General features: G+C 65.8%; 12 protein-coding genes and 3 rRNA genes. 6 read left to right on the plus strand and 9 right to left on the minus strand.

Translation table 11 applies throughout. The features are described from left to right. The first annotated feature begins 141 nt into the window (after window positions 1–141). Together ACQPWU_RS35920 and ACQPWU_RS35925 are read left to right on the plus strand one after the other, a co-directional pair. Window positions 142–891, plus strand: coding sequence for an ABC transporter ATP-binding protein (locus tag ACQPWU_RS35920; protein ID WP_433429752.1), 750 nt, complete (start codon window positions 142–144; stop codon window positions 889–891). A gap of 2 nt (window positions 892–893) precedes the next feature. Beyond that, the gene (locus ACQPWU_RS35925; protein WP_433429754.1) at window positions 894–1,667 is read left to right on the plus strand and encodes an ABC transporter permease; all 774 of its coding nucleotides are present in this window, start codon (window positions 894–896) and stop codon (window positions 1,665–1,667) included. 56 nt (window positions 1,668–1,723) lie between these two features. Here the strand turns inward: ACQPWU_RS35925 and ACQPWU_RS35930 are convergent, their stop codons facing one another. Further along, window positions 1,724–2,695: an HAD-IIA family hydrolase gene (locus tag ACQPWU_RS35930; protein WP_433429755.1), complete on the minus strand. Its 972-nt coding sequence runs from the start codon at window positions 2,693–2,695 to the stop codon at window positions 1,724–1,726. Between the two features lie 509 nt (window positions 2,696–3,204). Then, a complete protein-coding gene (locus ACQPWU_RS35935; protein ID WP_433429757.1) occupies window positions 3,205–3,627 on the minus strand; it encodes a tetratricopeptide repeat protein in 423 nt (140 codons plus the stop codon). Between the two features lie 120 nt (window positions 3,628–3,747). On the opposite strand from ACQPWU_RS35935, the gene ACQPWU_RS35940 reads away from it, so the two are divergent. Further along, window positions 3,748–5,526 (plus strand): DUF1015 family protein, encoded by a 1,779-nt coding sequence (locus ACQPWU_RS35940; RefSeq protein ID WP_433429758.1) that lies wholly within the window; start codon window positions 3,748–3,750, stop codon window positions 5,524–5,526. A gap of 435 nt (window positions 5,527–5,961) precedes the next feature. Here the strand turns inward: ACQPWU_RS35940 and ACQPWU_RS35945 are convergent, their stop codons facing one another. After that, window positions 5,962–6,381, minus strand: coding sequence for a single-stranded DNA-binding protein (locus tag ACQPWU_RS35945; protein WP_433429760.1), 420 nt, complete (start codon window positions 6,379–6,381; stop codon window positions 5,962–5,964). A gap of 109 nt (window positions 6,382–6,490) precedes the next feature. On the opposite strand from ACQPWU_RS35945, the gene ACQPWU_RS35950 reads away from it, so the two are divergent. Beyond that, window positions 6,491–7,423 carry an MBL fold metallo-hydrolase gene (locus ACQPWU_RS35950; RefSeq protein WP_433429761.1) on the plus strand — a complete coding sequence of 311 codons (933 nt, stop codon included), beginning with the start codon at window positions 6,491–6,493 and terminating at the stop codon, window positions 7,421–7,423. 247 nt (window positions 7,424–7,670) lie between these two features. Here ACQPWU_RS35950 and ACQPWU_RS35955 read toward each other — a convergent pair whose 3' ends face one another. From ACQPWU_RS35955 to ACQPWU_RS35980, 6 genes are all read right to left on the minus strand, one after another. Then, window positions 7,671–8,648, minus strand: a complete 978-nt coding sequence (locus tag ACQPWU_RS35955) for a hypothetical protein (protein WP_433429762.1) — start codon at window positions 8,646–8,648, stop codon at window positions 7,671–7,673. Next, window positions 8,558–10,081: a hypothetical protein gene (locus ACQPWU_RS35960; RefSeq protein ID WP_433429764.1), complete on the minus strand. Its 1,524-nt coding sequence runs from the start codon at window positions 10,079–10,081 to the stop codon at window positions 8,558–8,560. The genes ACQPWU_RS35955 and ACQPWU_RS35960 overlap by 91 nt, the downstream gene beginning before the upstream one ends. A 494-nt stretch (window positions 10,082–10,575) precedes the next feature. Beyond that, window positions 10,576–10,692 (minus strand): 5S ribosomal RNA (rrf, locus tag ACQPWU_RS35965). A gap of 62 nt (window positions 10,693–10,754) precedes the next feature. Next, a 23S ribosomal RNA gene (locus ACQPWU_RS35970) occupies window positions 10,755–13,860 on the minus strand. Window positions 13,861–14,163: 303 nt separating this feature from the next. Beyond that, window positions 14,164–15,683, minus strand: a 16S ribosomal RNA gene (locus ACQPWU_RS35975). Together the 16S, 23S and 5S rRNA genes form the textbook arrangement of a ribosomal RNA operon. A gap of 573 nt (window positions 15,684–16,256) precedes the next feature. Continuing rightward, window positions 16,257–16,700, minus strand: coding sequence for a MarR family winged helix-turn-helix transcriptional regulator (locus tag ACQPWU_RS35980; protein WP_433429766.1), 444 nt, complete (start codon window positions 16,698–16,700; stop codon window positions 16,257–16,259). 75 nt (window positions 16,701–16,775) lie between these two features. Between ACQPWU_RS35980 and ACQPWU_RS35985 the strand changes: the two genes are divergently transcribed. Beyond that, the gene (locus ACQPWU_RS35985; protein WP_433429768.1) at window positions 16,776–17,159 is read left to right on the plus strand and encodes a PPOX class F420-dependent oxidoreductase; all 384 of its coding nucleotides are present in this window, start codon (window positions 16,776–16,778) and stop codon (window positions 17,157–17,159) included. 25 nt (window positions 17,160–17,184) lie between these two features. Next, complete coding sequence (locus tag ACQPWU_RS35990; RefSeq protein ID WP_433429769.1) at window positions 17,185–18,618, plus strand: glycosyltransferase family 39 protein; 1,434 nt, start codon at window positions 17,185–17,187, stop codon at window positions 18,616–18,618. The last annotated feature ends 4 nt before the right edge of the window (window positions 18,619–18,622 follow it).

Genomic DNA, 18,622 nt, shown 5'->3' on the forward strand with positions numbered 1-18,622 from the left:
CCCGCAAGACCCCAGCGCCCTTCGGAGCACGCGAGCCCCAACCCCACCACCCTCAGAGATCCATCTCATCAGGACCCCATTGACCCGCCCTTCGCCCAGTTATTTAATGATTTCGTTAACTATTAGGCGAAAGGCGAACAAATGGGCCTGATCATCGAGGCCGATTATCTGAGCCGCGCCTTCGGCGACCGCCTCGCCGTCGACGGCCTGGCCCTGGCCATCGAGGGTGGGAAGATCTTCGGCCTGCTCGGCCCGAACGGCGCGGGCAAGACCACCACGATCAGGATGCTCTCCACGCTGCTCCCCCCGAGCGGGGGCACGGCGCGGGTGTGCGGGTTCGACGTGGTGCGGGCGGCCGGGGAGGTGCGCCGGCGCATCGGGTACGTCACGCAGCAGGTCTCCTCCATGGGCTACTACATGCTGACCGGGCGGGAGAAGGCCGAGATCGAGGCGGCCCTTTACCACGTGCCCAGGCGGCAGATGAAGGCCAGGGCCGGCGAGGTTCTGGAGCTCGTGGGGCTGTCGGAGAGCGCCGACCGGCTCGTACAGGAGTACTCCGGCGGCATGCAGAAGCGCCTCGACCTGGCCTGCGGGCTGCTGCACCGGCCCGAGCTGCTGATACTCGACGAGCCGACGCTCGGCCTGGACGTGCAGTCACGCCACCACATGTGGGACCACATCCGCTCGCTCTGCGACGGGGGGATGACCGTGCTGCTGGCCACCAACTACATGGACGAGGCGGACCGGCTCTGCGACCGGCTGGCGATCATCGACCACGGCCGGCAGGTGGTCGCCGGGACGCCCGCCGAACTGAAGTCCGCGATGGGGGCACCGTCGCTCGACGAGGTGTTCCTCCGGCACACGGGACACGCGCTGCGAGAGGAGCTCTGACGATGTGGTCGCAGGAGGTGCTGGCGCTGTCGCGGCGCTGGCTGCTGATGACGCTCAGGGAACGCCTGAACCTGCTGTTCAGCGTGCTGCAGCCGGCCGCGTGGCTGGTGTTCTTCTCGGGCGCGCTGGGCGGCGCGGTCGATCCGCGGGTGGTGGGCACGGGGGACTACATCGCGTTCTCGGTGCCGGGCATCATCGCTTTCACGGTGATGGGCAACGGGGTCACGGCGGCGATGCCGCTGCTGTTCGACAAGGAGTCGGGCTATCTGGACAAGCTGCTCAGCATGCCGATCAGGCGCAGCTCGCTGATCGTGTCGCGGTTCGTGTTCCAGGTGGGGATGAACTCGGCCCAGGTGGTGGTGATCCTGCTCGTGGCGCTCGCCCTGGGCGTGCGGCCCGCGTCGGGTCTTCTGGGGGTGCTGGCGATCCTGGTGGCCACGGCGCTCTTGACGCTGGCGCTCACGGCCGCGGCGATGGCGCTGGCGTGCGCGGTGCCCTCGCATGGGACGTTCTTCGCGATCACCGGCTTCGCGTCGCTGCCCCTGCTGTTCATGAGCAACGCTTTCGTGCCCCTGCCGGCCATGCCGGGGTGGATGGAGGTGGTGGCTCGGGCGAACCCGCTCACGTACGCGATCGAGGCCATGCGCCTGCTGGTGCTGCGGGGGTGGGGCGGCGGGGTGCCGCTGTCGCTGGGCGCGCTGGCGGCGGCCTCGTCCCTGCTCCTGGCGGTGGGCGCCTGGCAGTTCACCCGCCGGACAAGCCACAGAATCGCCTGACCGATCACGTCCGGGCAGCCGGATCGATCAGCACTCGGCACGATGCCGCTGTGCGCTCACCCCAGCCGATCCAGCACGGGCTTGACGGCGTCCTCCTCAACCCGCCCCTTGCCGGCCACAGCCCAGGCCGCGTCACAGGCGGCCCGCAACCCGTCGATCCGGCTTCCGTCGCCGTCGAGGCGCAGAACACCGTCCTGCCACCGGGCCCGCCACCCTCCGCAGGCCCCGTCCCGCACCTTGGGATACGGCAGGAGCAACGCGCGCAGATCCTCACCGACATAGGTGGGCCGATGCCGCGGACCCGCGGTGAGCACATCGACAGCGCTGGCCACCCCGGTCAGCACCAGCAGGCTGTCGACGCCCGCGTTGGACGCTCCCTCGATATCGGTGTCCAGCCGATCCCCCACGACCAGCGGCCGCTGAGCCCCCGTACGGATCATGGACTCCCGATGCAGCGGCGGGTCGGGCTTGCCCGCGTAAACCGGCTCGACCCCGGTGGCAGCGGCGATCACCCGGACCATCGCCCCGTTACCCGGCAGTTCCCCCCGCTGTGTGGGCATCGTGCTGTCCCCGTTGGAGGCCACGAACAAGGCCCCCTGCCGCACGGCCAGCGCTCCCTCCGACAGCAGCCCGTACGACAAGCCGGGCGCGATCCCCTGCACCACGGCGACGGGCGACTCGGCGGCGGTCGAAACAGGCCGCAACCCTCGATCCCGTACGGCCAGCCGCAGCCCCGACCCGCCGACGACGAGCACGTTCGACCCGGGCGGCACCCTTTCGGCGACCAGCCGGGCAGCGGCCTGCGCCGAGGTCACCACGTCACCGGCCGTGGCAGGAGCCCCGAGCTCCCGCAGGTGGGTGGCGATGGCGGCGGGCGTACGGGAGGCGTTGTTGGTGACGTACGCGAGCCGCGCCCCACGCCGCTGAGACTCCTCCAGCGCCGCCGGAGCCCCAGGAACCGCGTGACTGCCGAGATAGACCACGCCGTCGAGGTCGAGCAGCAGGGTGTCATAGCCGTCGATCAGCACAGCGCCTCTCCCCGTTCGCCTTTCACGCCGCGTGAGACTCTAGCGCCGCCCCCACACCCGCCTACACGAGGCCCGACCATGTCCACACACCTCCACTCCCAGCCTGCCCCCTCCAAAGCCCGGCGTCAGACTGCCCCCGCCTGCACCCCGCCCAGCCCAGCGTCCCAACCTGCCCCGCCGACAGCCCACCGCAGCCAACCAGCGCCAGCGACAGCCCACCGCCCTCGGATCCAGCCCATCCCATCGCCACTTGACACCGCGCCCCTGGACTCTCACCTCGACCTCAGCCCACTCGTCGATGCGAGTTCACTCACACCTCGCAGAGCCCTTTGTCACCGCCACCCGCGGCGCCGCACAGCATCTCCAGCACCGTGACTCTGAGCCCGGGCGCCGCCCCAAAATCCTCAGCCCACGGGACCGACGGCAGTTCACCGATCTCAAAGCAACCCGGCACCCGTTCCACCTAGGACGAGGACGAGGACGAATCGGCAGAGAGAAAACCTTCCTGTCTACATTTCCCGGCGAGCTCGCAAGGTAGCGCGAACACTCTTCAAGGCCGAAACGTAATGCCGCTCATCCGGACGCATGGCCACCGCGATGGCCAGCGGTTCCTGGGCGCCCTCCACATCCCCAGTCCGCCACAACGACAACCCCAGCCCAAAGTAGGCATAATCCTCGGCCGGATTGGCGTCCACGATCTGCCGGAAACTGGCCGCGGCCTCCGCGTACTGCCGTGAGTTGAACTGCGCCCGAGCCAGCGCCTCCAGGATGCTGCGCGATTCCGGCTCAGCCGCGGCGGCACGCTCCAGCAACGCGGCAGCGGCAGCCGGGCTGCCCTCCTTCAGCAACTTCACCCCACGCTGATACCAATCGTAAACGCCACCTCTGGGAGCGCCCGAGTTGTCATCCTGAACGTTTCCATCGTGGGTCATGCGTGAGGACTCCTTCAGCGCTGGACGGGGGGCCCGCTCCGCCCTGCTTGCGGAACGGTCACGGCGGCAACCAAGGGGTGACTTCCGGAAGGCACAAGCATTTATGGGAGCATGCCCGGTATGGGGACTCCTGAACTGCCGTTGCCGGATGGACTGGTGCTTCGCCCCTTCCGAGGCGTACGTTTCGCTGTCGAAGATCCTGCCAAGGTGACCTCCCCACCGTACGACCTGATCTCCGAGGCCGACGTAGACACCCTCCTGGATTCCCATCCAAACAACGTCGTCCGCCTCATCCTTCCCCGCTCCCCCCGCGGCGACTCCCCAACCCAGCGTTCAACCGCCTACAGGCAAGAGGAAACAGAGCCCCCGCTCAGCGGCCGGATCCCAACGGACACCACACCCCGCCACCCCTCAACCGACGCCGAACCGAGCGCCGCGCCACAAGCCGCCCCGCCTCACCACGCCCCTCCCCCACCGACCGAGGCAGCGGCCGAAAACCGCTACACCGAGGCCAGGAACACGCTGAAAGCCTGGCTCGACTCCGGCGTCCTGGTGCCGGACGAGGTGCCGGCGCTTTACGTGTACGAGCAGAGCGGGCCGGGCGTCCTGCAACGCGGCTTGATCGGCGACGTGGGCCTGGCCGACCCGGGGCAGCGCATCATCCTGCCCCACGAGGACGTCGTGCCAGGGCCCATCGCCGACCGGCTCGCCCTCATGAGCACCACCCAGGCCAACCTCGAACCTATCTTCCTCCTCTACGACGGCGACTATGGCACGGCCACCCGCCTGGTGGACGAGGTGGCCTCGAACCGCTCTCCCCTCGTGTCCGCGCACACGGAAGACGGCCTCACGCACCGCCTATGGGCGATCACGGACACGCCCGAGATCGATGCCATAAACGCCGACCTCCACAACCGCCAAGCACTGATCGCCGATGGCCATCACCGTTACGCCACGTACCGCGTACTCCAACGCCAGGAGCACGCCACCCACCACCGCGCGCAAACCAAGCCACACATCGCCACACCAGAAGGTGTCCCTGGCGCTGAGGGGACCGGTGCTGGCCTGGGCGGAGATGCCAGCCGGGCCGCTGCCGGTACTGACGGGAGCAACGGTGCTTCCAGGAGCATTGGAGCAAGCGGTGCAGCCGGGGGATTCGGTGCTATCGGTGCCGCCAGGGACGCAGCACCCGAACCCACCGAAACCGGAGACACCGGACCCGAAAGCGCAGAGGGAGAGGGCACCGGAGCCGGGGCCGGTGCAGCCGGGCGCGTCGGAGGCGAGGGCGCCGGAGGTGGCGGTTCATCTGCGGAGGACACGAAGCCCGCGGTCGGACCGTGGGATTTCGGGTTGGCCTTGCTCGTCGACTCCACCGCGTATCCGCCCAACCTCCAGGCCATCCACCGCGTGATTCCCGGCCTCCCCCTTGCCGACGCGGCCGCCAGGGCAAAGGGCTCATGGCGCGTTCGCGACTTCGACGAGCTGGCGGAGGCTTTGGCCGCGCTCGAGGAGGCCTCGGAGCCGGCCTTCCTGCTCGCCGGTGAAGGCGGCTCGCATCTGCTCACCGACCCCGACCCGATGCAGCTCGCCCGCGCCATGCCGCCCGGCCACTCCGAGCGCTGGAACTCCCTCAACACCTCCGTCCTCACGGAGTTCGTGCTGCCCAAGGTGTGGGGCATGCGCGACGACGAACAGGCCGTACGCATCGTGCACCACGACACGGACGCCGCAGTGCGGCTGGCCATCCGTACCGGCGGCACCGCAGTGCTCCTCAAGCCCCTCGAGGTCGACGACGTGCTGGCCGTCGCCGCGGGCGGCGAACGAGTGCCCCGCAAATCCACCTCCTTCGGCCCAAAGCCCAGGACGGGCCTAGTCCTCCGTACGTTCGCCATCGACTGACGCAACGGCTTCCTCCCTGACCACCGCTGAGATCCATAGCGGCTGCCGCCACGTCCCAAGCAGCAGCAGCGGGAGCGCGCGTCGAGAACGGGCCACCCTTTGTCGTGGCCACGCACCGCGGCCACGCCGGGCGCCCCGACCGGGGATCCCGACCGGACGCGCGAACACGCTGTCCGCGCGCGGCCAGTCCCCGCGCGGTGACGTCCAACCCCGCGCGGTGGCACTCGAGTGCCTTCGTTGACCACCTTCGGACGCCGACCCCCGATGGGAGGGCGATCCTCGATCGGCTGCCGTTCCGCACGGCAGGCCAGCGGCTGGCTCCGGTCAGTTTGCCGGGACCAGGTACGCCACCTGACGTGGATCAACTTGCCGGAACCAGGCAGGCCACCCGACGTGGATCAACTTGCCGGAACCAGGCAGGCCACCCGACGTGGATCAACTTGCCGCCGCCAGGTACGCCACCTGGCGGGGGATCAGGGTGGCGAGGCTCCCATTGGGGCTGAGAGTGGGGTCGTCGGGGACGGCGTCGGGTTCGGGGAGGTCGGCTTCGTACGGTTTGGCGGAGCTCACCTCCACCTCGTATCGCCAGATCTTGGCCGTGGACGGGCCGAAGACGCGGCAGCGGAAGGACCCCGCCACCTCCAAGTAGTCGCGCGGCTTGAGACTGCGGACTACGGCGGCCGTCTCCGGGTCGAAGGTGACACACGGGATGCTGTCCGTCAGGGCGGCTCCGCGTCTGTGGCGACGGCGGCGCACGATGATGCGCCACTTCGTCACGGTGTCGCCGCTGGGCATGGAGTGCTCTTCGACCGCCCCGGAGAGCCGCCCCACCAGCAAGACTTCGTTTCGGTCCACTTTGTCCTCCTGTCGGTGCTCTGGTGGAGATCACTCTCTACGATGAGGAGGAGGCTGGATCGGCTGGAACGCCGTTCTGGGGATAACGGATGGACGCTCGGGAGTGCCTGTGGAGAACATCACCGCGCTGGGCGGCGACGTCTATGAAATCGACACCAAGATGGCTGGATACACAGGCATCACCGCCGGTTATCTGATTCTGGGGGATCGGCCGTGCCTGGTGGAGACGGGTACGTCGACATCGGCGCCCGTGGTGCGTGACGCGCTCGCCTCACTCGGTGTCGGACCAGAGGACCTGGCCACCGTAGTGGTGACCCATATTCATCTGGATCATGCAGGCGGGGTGGGCGACATCGCCAGGTTTTTCCCGTCCGCGCAGATCGTCGTACACGAGAAGGGCGCCCGCCACCTGGCTGATCCGTCACGGTTGATGGCCAGCGCGCGGATGGTGTGGGGCGACAAACTCGACGTGCTTTTCGGCGAACTGTCTCCCACCGAAGCAGAACGCATCGTGGCCCTCGGCGACACCGGGGCCATCGATCTGGGCAACGGACGCACCCTGAACAGCCATTACTCGCCCGGGCACGCGAAACATCACGTCGGCCTGATCGACTCCGCCACCGGCGATCTGTACGTCGGTGACGCGGCCGGTGTCTATTTGCCCGAAACGGGCGATCTGCGTCCCGCGACGCCTCCGCCGGACTTCGACCTGCAGACGGCGCTCGGCTCGATCGCGTTGTTCGAGGCGCTGGGGCCGCAACGGCTGCTGTTCAGCCATTACGGGCCGGTCGACGCCGTACAGGAGACCCTCGAACGGTCCGCTGAGGAGCTTCGCATCTGGGTGGATCTCACCCGGCAGGCCCGTTCCGAGGGGTTGGATCTGGACCATGCCGTGGCCATGGTGAGGGATCGGACGAAGGACCGATACAGCGCATCGAAGGCAGAAGACGACAGTGGTGTGGGCGAGCAGCTCGAGCTGTTGAGCGGGGCTCCGTCGAACGTCGCGGGGATCCTTCACTGGCTCGACCGCGTCTCACCGTAGGCTCCCGTGCTGCGCCCTCCTACGTGCGTGCCACCGCATCACGGTGCCATTTGAGGCAGCCGCGACCTCACCCTCCCATATGTGGGGGACGGCTCCGGTGTCGCCTCGGTGCGGAGGGAAGCGTGAGGGGCCGCGACCGCACGTCCCGCCGTACCGGGACGCCACCACGGCAGCTGGTACGGCAGGACGGCAGCCGTACCGCCGAGCGTCGACGGTACGGCGGGGCGCGGGAAGAGCCCCTCGTGCGTCAGTCGTCGTTCTTGGGCTTGTCGTCCGAGGCGCGTTCGTCGGACTCGTCGAGCGCGTCGCCGAAGTCGGGCTCGATGAACGCGGGGGTGATGCTCAGCGCCTGGACCTGCGCTGTTGCCTCTGGCGCGTCCTGCTGGTCGTCCGGGCCCTCTGCGGCGTCGGCCGGGCCGGACTGCTCAGGTCCTCCGTCACTCACCTCGGCCGCGCTCGCATGCAGCGGCTCCTGATCCGGTTCGGCAGCCGAACCCTCCGGATCCGGCACCTCGGCCGGGCCCGTCTGCTCTGGCTCTCGCGCCGGCTCGCCGGACGGGACCTCTGACCGCGGCTCTCGATCCGCTACGTCGGCGGTCCCTTCCGCTGCGCCGCCCTCCGGGACCTGCTCCTCCTCCAGGAGGTCGCCTGCCTCGGCGTCGTCCGGTTCCTCATCCGTCTCGCCGGCGTCGGCGTCGTCGAAGTCCTCCTCGACGTCCTCGATGACGGCACCCGTCAGTTCGGCGTACCGTTCCGCCGCATCCGTCTCCCCGTCCTCGTCGAAGGCCATAGCCCTGCCGAACCACTCCGCGGCCGCCTCCTGCTGTCCGGCATCGGCCAGCGCGTCCGCGTACGCGAACGCCAGCCGCGCCGACCATGGCCTGGGCTGCGGATCCCGCAGCTCGGGGAGCCGCTGCAAGGTGATGATGGCGGCGTCGTGCTGGCCCAGGTCGCGGCGGGCGCCGGACTCGACGATGGTCAGCTCGATGCGCCCAGCTCGATCGAGGCGTTCGGCTTCTGGTGAACGTACGAGGTCGATCGCCCGCTCGGGACGGCCGAGACCGCGTTCGCAGTCGGCCATGACCGGCAGGTACGCGTCCGAGCCCGTCATTCTTCTGGCCGCGCGCAGATCGCTCAGCGCCTCGGAGAAGTGCCCCGCACGGTAGGCGACGATGCCGGCGGCCTCACGTACGACGCCGATCCTGGCCGCGAACCTGCGTGCCACCTTCGTGTGCTCGTGTGCCTGGTCGGGATCGTCGTCCTCGAGCGCTCGCTCGGCGGCGACGAGGTGCCGCCCCACCAACTCGGCGAGGTCGCCGGGGAGGGAACGCAGCTCCTCGCGAACCTCCTTGTCGAGCTCCTCCGCGGTGATGTCGAGCGGGACGTCGGGCAGCTTCTCGCGCGGCGGAGCCTCTGCCTCCCGGTCGGACCTGCCGTACCTGGCGCGGGTGCCGGAGGAGTCGGAGCGCTCGCCGCGGTCGCCGCGGTCGTCGCGCGAGAACGGGCGGCCGGGGCCACCCTCGCGCCGAGGACCGTAATCGCCCTCGCGACGGTCGCCATAACCGCCGCCACGACGCGGGCCTCGATCGCCCTCGCGCCGACCGGCGTACCCGCCCTCACGGCGCGGGCCGCGATCGTCGCGGAAACCACCCTCGCGACGGTCGCCGAAACCACCCTCACGACGAGGACCTCGATCGCCAGAGCCGCCCTCACGGCGGGGGCCACGATCGTCGCGGGAGAAGGAACGGGCAGGGCCGCCCTCACGACGAGGACCCCGATCATCACGGAAACCACCCTCACGACGATCCCCGTAGCCACCCTCGCGGCGGGGGCCCCGATCGTCACGGAAACCACCCTCACGACGGTCGCCGAAACCACCCTCACGACGAGGACCACGATCACCGTAGCCGCCCTCACGACGCGGACCACGATCGCCAGAGCCACCCTCACGACGAGGACCCCGATCGCCAGAGCCGCCCTCACGGCGGGGGCCACGATCGTCGCGCGAGAAGGAACGGGCAGGGCCGCCCTCACGACGAGGACCCCGATCATCACGGAAACCACCCTCACGACGATCCCCGTAGCCACCCTCGCGGCGGGGGCCCCGATCGTCACGGAAACCACCCTCACGACGGTCGCCGAAACCACCCTCACGACGAGGACCATGATCACCGTAGCCGCCCTCACGACGAGGACCCCGATCGCCAGAGCCACCCTCACGACGAGGACCCCGATCGCCAGAGCCGCCCTCACGGCGGGGGCCACGATCGTCGCGCGAGAAAGAACGGGCAGGGCCGCCCTCACGACGAGGACCCCGATCATCCCGATCCCGGAACGGACGACGCTCCTCACCCTCACGGCGCGGGCCGCGGTCGTCGCGGTCCCGATAGGTACGACGATCGTCACCACGAGGACCGCGATCGTCCCCTTCGCGTCGAGGGCCACGGTTGTCCCGGTATCCGCCCTCACGGCCCTGGCCACGATCGCCGAAGCCGCCTTCCCTGCGCGGGCCACGGTCGTCGCGGAAACCACCCTCGCGCCGGTCCCCGTAACTGCCCTCGCGCCGGTCGCCATAGCCGCCTTCGCGGCGAGGACCGCGATCATCCCGATCCCGGAACGGACGACGCTCGTCACCCTCACGGCGCGCACCGCGATCATCCCGAGAGCCTTCGTCCCGCCGCGGCGCCCCATCTCGGCCGTAGGAGCGCGACCTGTCGTCGGAACGGAACGGACGGTCGCCTCCGGAGTCTCGCCCGCGAGAGCCGTAGCCGCCGCTCCTGCCGCCTCCGCTGGAGCGCCTGTCCCCGTAGTCGCCGCGCCCGCGCTGTCCGCCGTCCGATCCGTTATCTCTGTTCACTTCTGGTCCATTTCGTTGGCTCACCCAGCGGACTCACAACGACGGTCCACCGGGGCTGGTCGCCGCCCGACCTCGGGCCTTACGCGACGAAGGCCACCCGTGGGGGTGGCCCGCTGTCTCCAGCCTAGCAAGCCCGGGAACGTCCATGAGCCCGTATGAAAACGCTTCCCCCGTAGACGGCCACTCACTGCGGCGAGGATGCCGGCGTGGAGATCAGCAACGTCTCTCTCGCCTGACGGAGGAAACAAAAAAGGGGGCCTGACGCGCGTGGCGTCAAGCCCCCTCCGTAAATATTGTGCGGCGGTGACCTACTCTCCCACACCCTCCCGAGTGCAGTACCATCGGCGCTGGGAAGCTTAACTTCCGGGTTCGGAATGTAACCGGGTGTTTCCTTCCCGCCATAACCGCCGCAACCCTGCGAAACAGCTGTTTGCTGTCTCAGAATTGCCTAGTGGACGCGAGCAAAAATGCTTTGTGGTCAAGTCCTCGGCCTATTAGTACCGGTCAGCTCCACACGTTACCGCGCTTCCACTTCCGGCCTATCAACCCGGTCGTCTACCGGGAGCCTTACCCCTCACAGGTGGGAGACCTCATCTCAAGGCAAGCTTCCCGCTTAGATGCTTTCAGCGGTTATCCCTCCCGAACGTAGCCAACCAGCCGTGCACCTGGCGGTACAACTGGCACACCAGAGGTTCGTCCGTCCCGGTCCTCTCGTACTAGGGACAGCCCCTTTCAAGTCTCCTGCGCGCGCAGCGGATAGGGACCGAACTGTCTCGCGACGTTCTAAACCCAGCTCGCGTACCGCTTTAATGGGCGAACAGCCCAACCCTTGGGACCTACTCCAGCCCCAGGATGCGACGAGCCGACATCGAGGTGCCAAACCATCCCGTCGATATGGACTCTTGGGGAAGATCAGCCTGTTATCCCCGGGGTACCTTTTAGCCGTTGAGCGACACCGCTTCCACACGCCGATGCCGGATCACTAGTCCCAGCTTTCGCTCCTGCTCGACCCGTCAGTCTCACAGTCAAGCTCCCTTGTGCACTTACACTCAACACCTGATTGCCAACCAGGCTGAGGGAACCTTTGGGCGCCTCCGTTACCCTTTAGGAGGCAACCGCCCCAGTTAAACTACCCACCAGACACTGTCCCCGATCCGGATCACGGACCAGAGTTAGACATCCAAAACGACCAGAGTGGTATTTCACCAATGACTCCACCCGAACTAGCGTCCGAGCTTCCCAGTCTCCCACCTATCCTACACAAGCCGTTCCAAACACCAATGTCAAGCTGTAGTGAAGGTCCCGGGGTCTTTCCGTCCTGCTGCGCGAAACGAGCATCTTTACTCGTACTGCAATTTCACCGGGTCTGCGGTTGAGACAGCGGGGAAGTCGTTACGCCATTCGTGCAGGTCGGAACTTACCCGACAAGGAATTTCGCTACCTTAGGATGGTTATAGTTACCACCGCCGTTTACCGGCGCTTAAGTTCTCACCTTCGCATGATTACTCACACTAAGCGGTCCCCTTAACGTTCCGGCACCGGGCAGGCGTCAGTCCGTATACATCGTCTTACGACTTCGCACGGACCTGTGTTTTTAGTAAACAGTCGCTTCCCCCTGGCCACTGCGACCCCCACCAGCTCCGAGTGCAAAACTCATCACCAGCAGAGGTCCCCCTTCTCCCGAAGTTACGGGGGCAATTTGCCGAGTTCCTTAACCACAGTTCACCCGATCGCCTCGGTATTCTCTACCTGACCACCTGAGTCGGTTTAGGGTACGGGCCGCCACAACACTCACTAGAGGCTTTTCTCGGCAGCATAGGATCATCCACTTCACCACAATCGGCTCGGCATCACATCTCAGGATCAATACGAGGCGGATTTACCTACCTCGCTCCCTACATGCTTACCCCAGGACAACCATCGCCTGGGCTGGACTACCTTCCTGCGTCACCCCATCGCTTACCTACTACCCAATCAGGCCGAGCGTTCACCCTGACCCCAAGCCCGAAGGCCCGAGCGAGTTAAGGACTCTTAGTATCAAGGGGTTCGATATGGGCGCATTGAAGCGGGTACGGGAATATCAACCCGTTGTCCATCGACTACGCCTGTCGGCCTCGCCTTAGGTCCCGACTTACCCTGGGCGGATTAACCTGCCCCAGGAACCCTTGGTCATCCGGCGCGAGGGTTTCTCACCCTCGATTCGCTACTCATGCCTGCATTCTCACTCGCACAGCCTCCACAACTAGATCACTCTGCTGCTTCACCGGCTGCACGACGCTCCCCTACCCATCAACAACCCGAAAGCTGTCAATGCCACGACTTCGGCGGTGTACTTGAGCCCCGCTACATTGTCGGCGCAGAATCACTTGACCAGTGAGCTATTACGCACTCTTTCAAGGGTGGCTGCTTCTAAGCCAACCTCCTGGTTGTCTCTGCGACTCCACATCCTTTCCCACTTAGCACACGCTTAGGGGCCTTAGTCGGTGATCTGGGCTGTTTCCCTCTCGACTACGAACCTTATCGCCCGCAGTCTCACTGCCACGCTCTCACTTACCGGCATTCGGAGTTTGGCTGACGTCAGTAACCTTGTCGGGCCCATTAGCCATCCAGTGCTCTACCTCCGGCAAGAAACACGCAACGCTGCACCTAAATGCATTTCGGGGAGAACCAGCTATCACGGAGTTTGATTGGCCTTTCACCCCTACACACAGATCATCCCCCAGGTTTTCAACCCTGGTGGGTTCGGTCCTCCACCCAGTCTTACCTGAGCTTCAACCTGCCCATGCGTAGATCACTCCGCTTCGGGTCTACAGCATGCGACTCAAACGCCCTATTCAGACTCGCTTTCGCTACGGCTCCCCCACACAGGTTAACCTCGCCACACACCATAACTCGCAGGCTCATTCTTCAAAAGGCACGCAGTCACATCACAGCCGCTCCGAAGAACGACTAAGCTCCTACGGCTTGTAGGCACACGGTTTCAGGTACTATTTCACGACCCCTCACCGGGGCACTTTTCACCTTTCCCTCACGGTACTCGTGCACTATCGGTCACCAGGGAGTATTTAGGCTTACCAGGTGGTCCTGGCAGATTCACACAGGATTTCTCGAGCCCCGTGCTACTTGGGATCCCCTCAAACAGTCGACAAGGTTTCGCCTACCCGGCTCTCACGGTCTACGGCAGCCCTTCCCAGAGCTTTCAACTACCCCACCGATTTATCACTGTTCGCAACCCCGGCAGAGACTGCTAGAAGGTCCCACGACCCCGGACATGCAACGCCTGCCGGCTATCACACACGCCCGGTTTAGCCTCATCCGCTTTCGCTCACCACTACTCACGGAATCACATATTGTTTTCTCTTCCTACGGGTACTGAGATGTTTCACTTCCCCGCGTTACCACCAACCGCCCTATACATTCAGGCGGAGGCAACACCACATGACTGGTGCTAGGTTTCCCCATTCGGACATCCCCGGATCAACGTCTGGTTGGCGACTCCCCGAGGCTTAACGCAGCCTCCCACGTCCTTCATCGGCTCCTGATGCCAAGGCATCCACCGTGTGCCCTAAAAAACTTGGCCACAAAGATGCTCGCGTCCACTATGCAAATCTCAAACAACAAACAGCAAACCAGCTCGCGCCCCACCACATGTGAAGCGTCCGCTGGCCCTGTCTCCGAAGAACCAGACACGCATGCCCGTTCCTTCAGGACCCAACAGTGTGTCCAACCAGTCCGAACCCCCACAGCCGCGTTCCCACTCCGCTGTCACCAGCGACGGTACTTACAGCCAGACGATCACAGCCTGGTTGAGTAGCCAGTGCTCCACTAGTGAGCTGTCACCCCACCGAACACGCGCCGGTGAAAGGTGAAAGTAGCTCCTTAGAAAGGAGGTGATCCAGCCGCACCTTCCGGTACGGCTACCTTGTTACGACTTCGTCCCAATCGCCAGCCCCACCTTCGACCGCTCCCCCCACAAGTGGTTGGGCCACGGGCTTCGGGTGTTGCCGACTTTCGTGACGTGACGGGCGGTGTGTACAAGGCCCGGGAACGTATTCACCGCAGCATTGCTGATCTGCGATTACTAGCGACTCCGACTTCATGGGGTCGAGTTGCAGACCCCAATCCGAACTGAGACCGGCTTTTAGGGATTCGCTCCACCTCACGGCATCGCAACCCTCTGTACCGGCCATTGTAGCATGTTTGCAGCCCAAGACATAAGGGGCATGATGACTTGACGTCATCCCCACCTTCCTCCGAGTTGACCCCGGCAGTCCCCCATGAGTCCCCACCACCCCGAAAGGCGTGCTGGCAACATGGAGCAAGGGTTGCGCTCGTTGCGGGACTTAACCCAACATCTCACGACACGAGCTGACGACAGCCATGCACCACCTGTCACCCAGTCCGAAGAAGCCCACATCTCTGCAGGTGTCCGGGTGATGTCAAACCTTGGTAAGGTTCTTCGCGTTGCGTCGAATTAAGCAACATGCTCCGCCGCTTGTGCGGGCCCCCGTCAATTCCTTTGAGTTTTAGCCTTGCGGCCGTACTCCCCAGGCGGGGCGCTTAATGCGTTAGCTCCGGCACGGAGATCGTGGAAGACCCCCACACCTAGCGCCCAACGTTTACAGCGTGGACTACCAGGGTATCTAATCCTGTTCGCTCCCCACGCTTTCGCTCCTCAGCGTCAGGTAAGGCCCAGCAAGCCGCCTTCGCCACCGGTGTTCCTCCTGATATCTGCGCATTTCACCGCTACACCAGGAATTCCACTTGCCCCTACCTACCTCTAGCCGGCCCGTATCCACCGCAGACCCGCAGTTAAGCTGCGGGCTTTCACGGCAGACGCGACCAGCCACCTACGAGCTCTTTACGCCCAATAATTCCGGACAACGCTTGCGCCCTACGTATTACCGCGGCTGCTGGCACGTAGTTAGCCGGCGCTTCTTCTGCAGGTACACGTCAACTTCGTCCCTGCTGAAAGAGGTTTACAACCCGAAGGCCGTCATCCCCCACGCGGCGTCGCTGCGTCAGGCTTCCGCCCATTGCGCAATATTCCCCACTGCTGCCTCCCGTAGGAGTCTGGGCCGTGTCTCAGTCCCAGTGTGGCCGGTCGCCCTCTCAGGCCGGCTACCCGTCGTCGCCTTGGTAGGCCACTACCCCACCAACAAGCTGATAGGCCGCGAGCCCATCCCCAACCGAAAAATCTTTCCACACGCATCCCATGCGAAAGCGCGTCATATCCGGTATTAGACCCAGTTTCCCGGGCTTATCCCAGAGTCAGGGGCAGGTTGCTCACGTGTTACTCACCCGTTCGCCGCTCGAGTACCCCGAAGGGCCTTTCCGCTCGACTTGCATGTGTTAAGCACGCCGCCAGCGTTCGTCCTGAGCCAGGATCAAACTCTCCAAACAATGTCTGTCCGGAAATCAATCCGAGCTATCCGTCAAAAAGACGGGGTCATGCATGTAAATCTCATGCACTGGCTTTTAACACACTGTTGAGTTCTCAAGAAACGGACGCGAACATCCTCACTCAAGCCCTTCGGCTCTCGCTCGGAGGCGCACCGTTCGTTTTCCTAAAATTTACCAAGTTGCCAATCTCCTGTCAAATCCGAGGATTTGCTGGAAGCCGGTCAAACCTGGCTAGGATGTTGCACCCCGTTTCCGGGGCAACCCTCGTAACTTACCGTGTCATCCAGAGCGTGTCGAATCAACCGATTTTCCGGTGATCACGGCGCGCCCGAAGACGACCTCAAGCGGGAGCACGCCGAAGCGGCTCCGCCGAGTGGCTCGTCAGTTCAAGGGGCTTGCGCGGGGCCCGTCCGCCTGAGTGGCGTCCGGCTCACTCCCGGCGCGAAGTGAAAGACTAGGTCGCGATCCGCCCCACGTCAAATCGCCTCGCCAATCGGCGCGTCACCTCCCGGCCGAACGGGACCCTCACCGCCCAGCCGAGCAGGAGTGTCACCGCCCAGCCGGGCAGCATCGTCACAGCTCCCGGGCGGCGCGGGCAATGGCCTCACCGCACCGGGCAAGCAGGTCCCGCAGGATCTTCCGTTCCTCCGCGCTGAACTCGGCCGCGATCGCCCGCTCGACCACCACGGCCCGCTCGTCCGCCGCCTCCAGCGCCGCGCGCCCGGCCTCGGTCAGCCGGGTCTCCAGGACATTACGGTGCCAAGGGTGCGGTGAGCGCTCGATGAACCCCCGTTCCTCCAGATTCTTCAGGACGACGGTCATGGCCTGGGGTGTGACCAGGCACGCTCGCGCCAGCGCCGCGCCCGACATACCGGGGTTGCCGTCCAGCGCGAACAAGGCCGCGTACTGGGGAACGGTCAGCCCTGCCGGCCGGATGGCAGCCTGCTTGGCGGCGATCAAGGCCTGCTCCGTGCGCTTGATGTCCAGTCCGAGACGTTCGTCCGCAGGCATCCCCATGCCGGGAATGGTACAACATTGATGGATATCAAAGCTTTGATATCATCAATACGCCCATATCGAGGGAGAGGCGCGATGATTCCTGAAAGCCACCTGGACCTGCTGCACCGGCCGTTGTTCGCCCATCTGGCGACGATCGGACCGGACGGAGTGCCCAACGTGAACCCCGTCTGGACGATCTGGGACGGGGAGCACCTGCGGTTCACGACCACGATGGACCGCCGCAAGTATCGAAATGTCATGGAGAATCCGCAGGTAGCGGTCTCCATCAACGATCCGGACAAGCCGTACCGCTATGTGGAGATCCGTGGCGTGGTCGAGCGGGTGGAGCCCGATCCGTCGGGCGACTTCTTCGACGTGCTGGCCAACCGCTACGGCCTGGAGTACGAGCGGCCGGTCGGCGATGCCGAGCGGCGGGTGGTGATCGTTATGAAGCCGACGCGTACCACCCAGCAATAGCCGGGCGAACGCGTATCCTGCCCCGGTGACCACTGCCGCCACGCTCGCTCCCCCAGCCCGTCCCGCCGAGCGGCTCCGCACGTCCACCCCGTGGTGGATGGCATTGCTCGCCGGGGCCGCGGCGTTCACGGGGACCGGCTCCGCCACCCTGAACGGCGACGAACTGGCCACCATCAGCGCCGCCTCCCGGTCGCTGTCCGGGATGTGGGAGCTGGCGCGGCACATCGACGGCCATTTCCTCCCGTACTACCTGTTCATGCACCTCTGGGTGAAGGCGGGCACGGCGGAGCTGTGGCTGCGGTTGCCGTCAGCGGTGGGGATCGGTGTGGCGGCCTGGTTCCTGGTCGACCTGGGCCGGCGGCTGCACAGCACGCGGGCCGGGGTGATCGGCGCCGCCGTCTTCGCGATCATGCCCTCGGTGTCCTACTTCGGGGCCTTCGCCAGGCCGTACGCGTTCGCCGCCGCCGCCGTCGTGTTCTCGTTCTGGACGCTGCATCGGGCCGTCGAGCGGCCTGATGCCAGGCGGTGGACGGCCTACGGAGTGGCGGTCGCGCTCGTGTGCTGCACTCATCTGTTCGCGGTGCTGGTGCTCCCTGCCCAGCTGGCGCTGGCGCGCCGGGACTCGGTGGTGCGGATGCCGGCGGCGCTCGCGGCCGGCTGCCTGCCCGCTGTCGTGCTGGGCCTGGTGGGGTTCGGGGAGCGGCACGCGATCAGCTGGATCCCGCAGCGGGGGCCGGAGGTGTGGCTGAAGTTCCCGAAGATGGCGGCGGGGGCGACCGGGCTCGGGGTGATGTTGTTCGCGATGGCGCTGGCCGGTGCGGTGCTGCTGTGGAGAGCGTCACGAGTGGACCGGCGGGCGTGGGTGTTCGCGCTGGCCGGCTGGCTGGTCCTGCCTCCGGTGCTGCTGCTCGCGGTGTCGCAGCTCGTGACGCCCGTCTACGTGGATCGCTACCTCTTCGTGACCGCTCCCGCGCTGGCGCTGCTGGCCGGGCTCGCCGTGGCGTCCCTCCCCCGGCTCCACGTGGTGGCCGCGGTGGTGGTCGTGCTGCTGGGGTGCGCGCTGTCGTTCCAGGAGCACATGACGGTACGTGAGGAGAACGGGCGGTTCGAGAACATCCCCTGGGCGTTGCGCGTCATCAAGGCCGAGCCCGATGACGCGATCGTCTACGGGCAGAGCCAGCTCCGCATCGGCTTCGAGTACTACGCCGACTCCCGGATGCCCGTCGACGTGCTCAAGTCCGGCGACGTGCCCTCCCCCGACGGATTCGGCTATCCCGAGCGGTCCGATGTGAACGCCGCTTTGAAGGGGCGAGACCGGGTTTGGGTGGTCTGGCGCGGGAGCAAACAGTCGGCGATTCCGCGGGTGGGGGAAGTGGAGAAGGCGGGGTTCAAGCTCAGCCTGGCCAAGCACTCCGCCGACCTGCCGGGACTGACGGTGGCGCTGTTCACCCGCCGGTGAACGC

This window comes from Nonomuraea sp. CA-141351, assembly GCF_050944675.1.
GTDB lineage: Bacteria > Actinomycetota > Actinomycetes > Streptosporangiales > Streptosporangiaceae > Nonomuraea.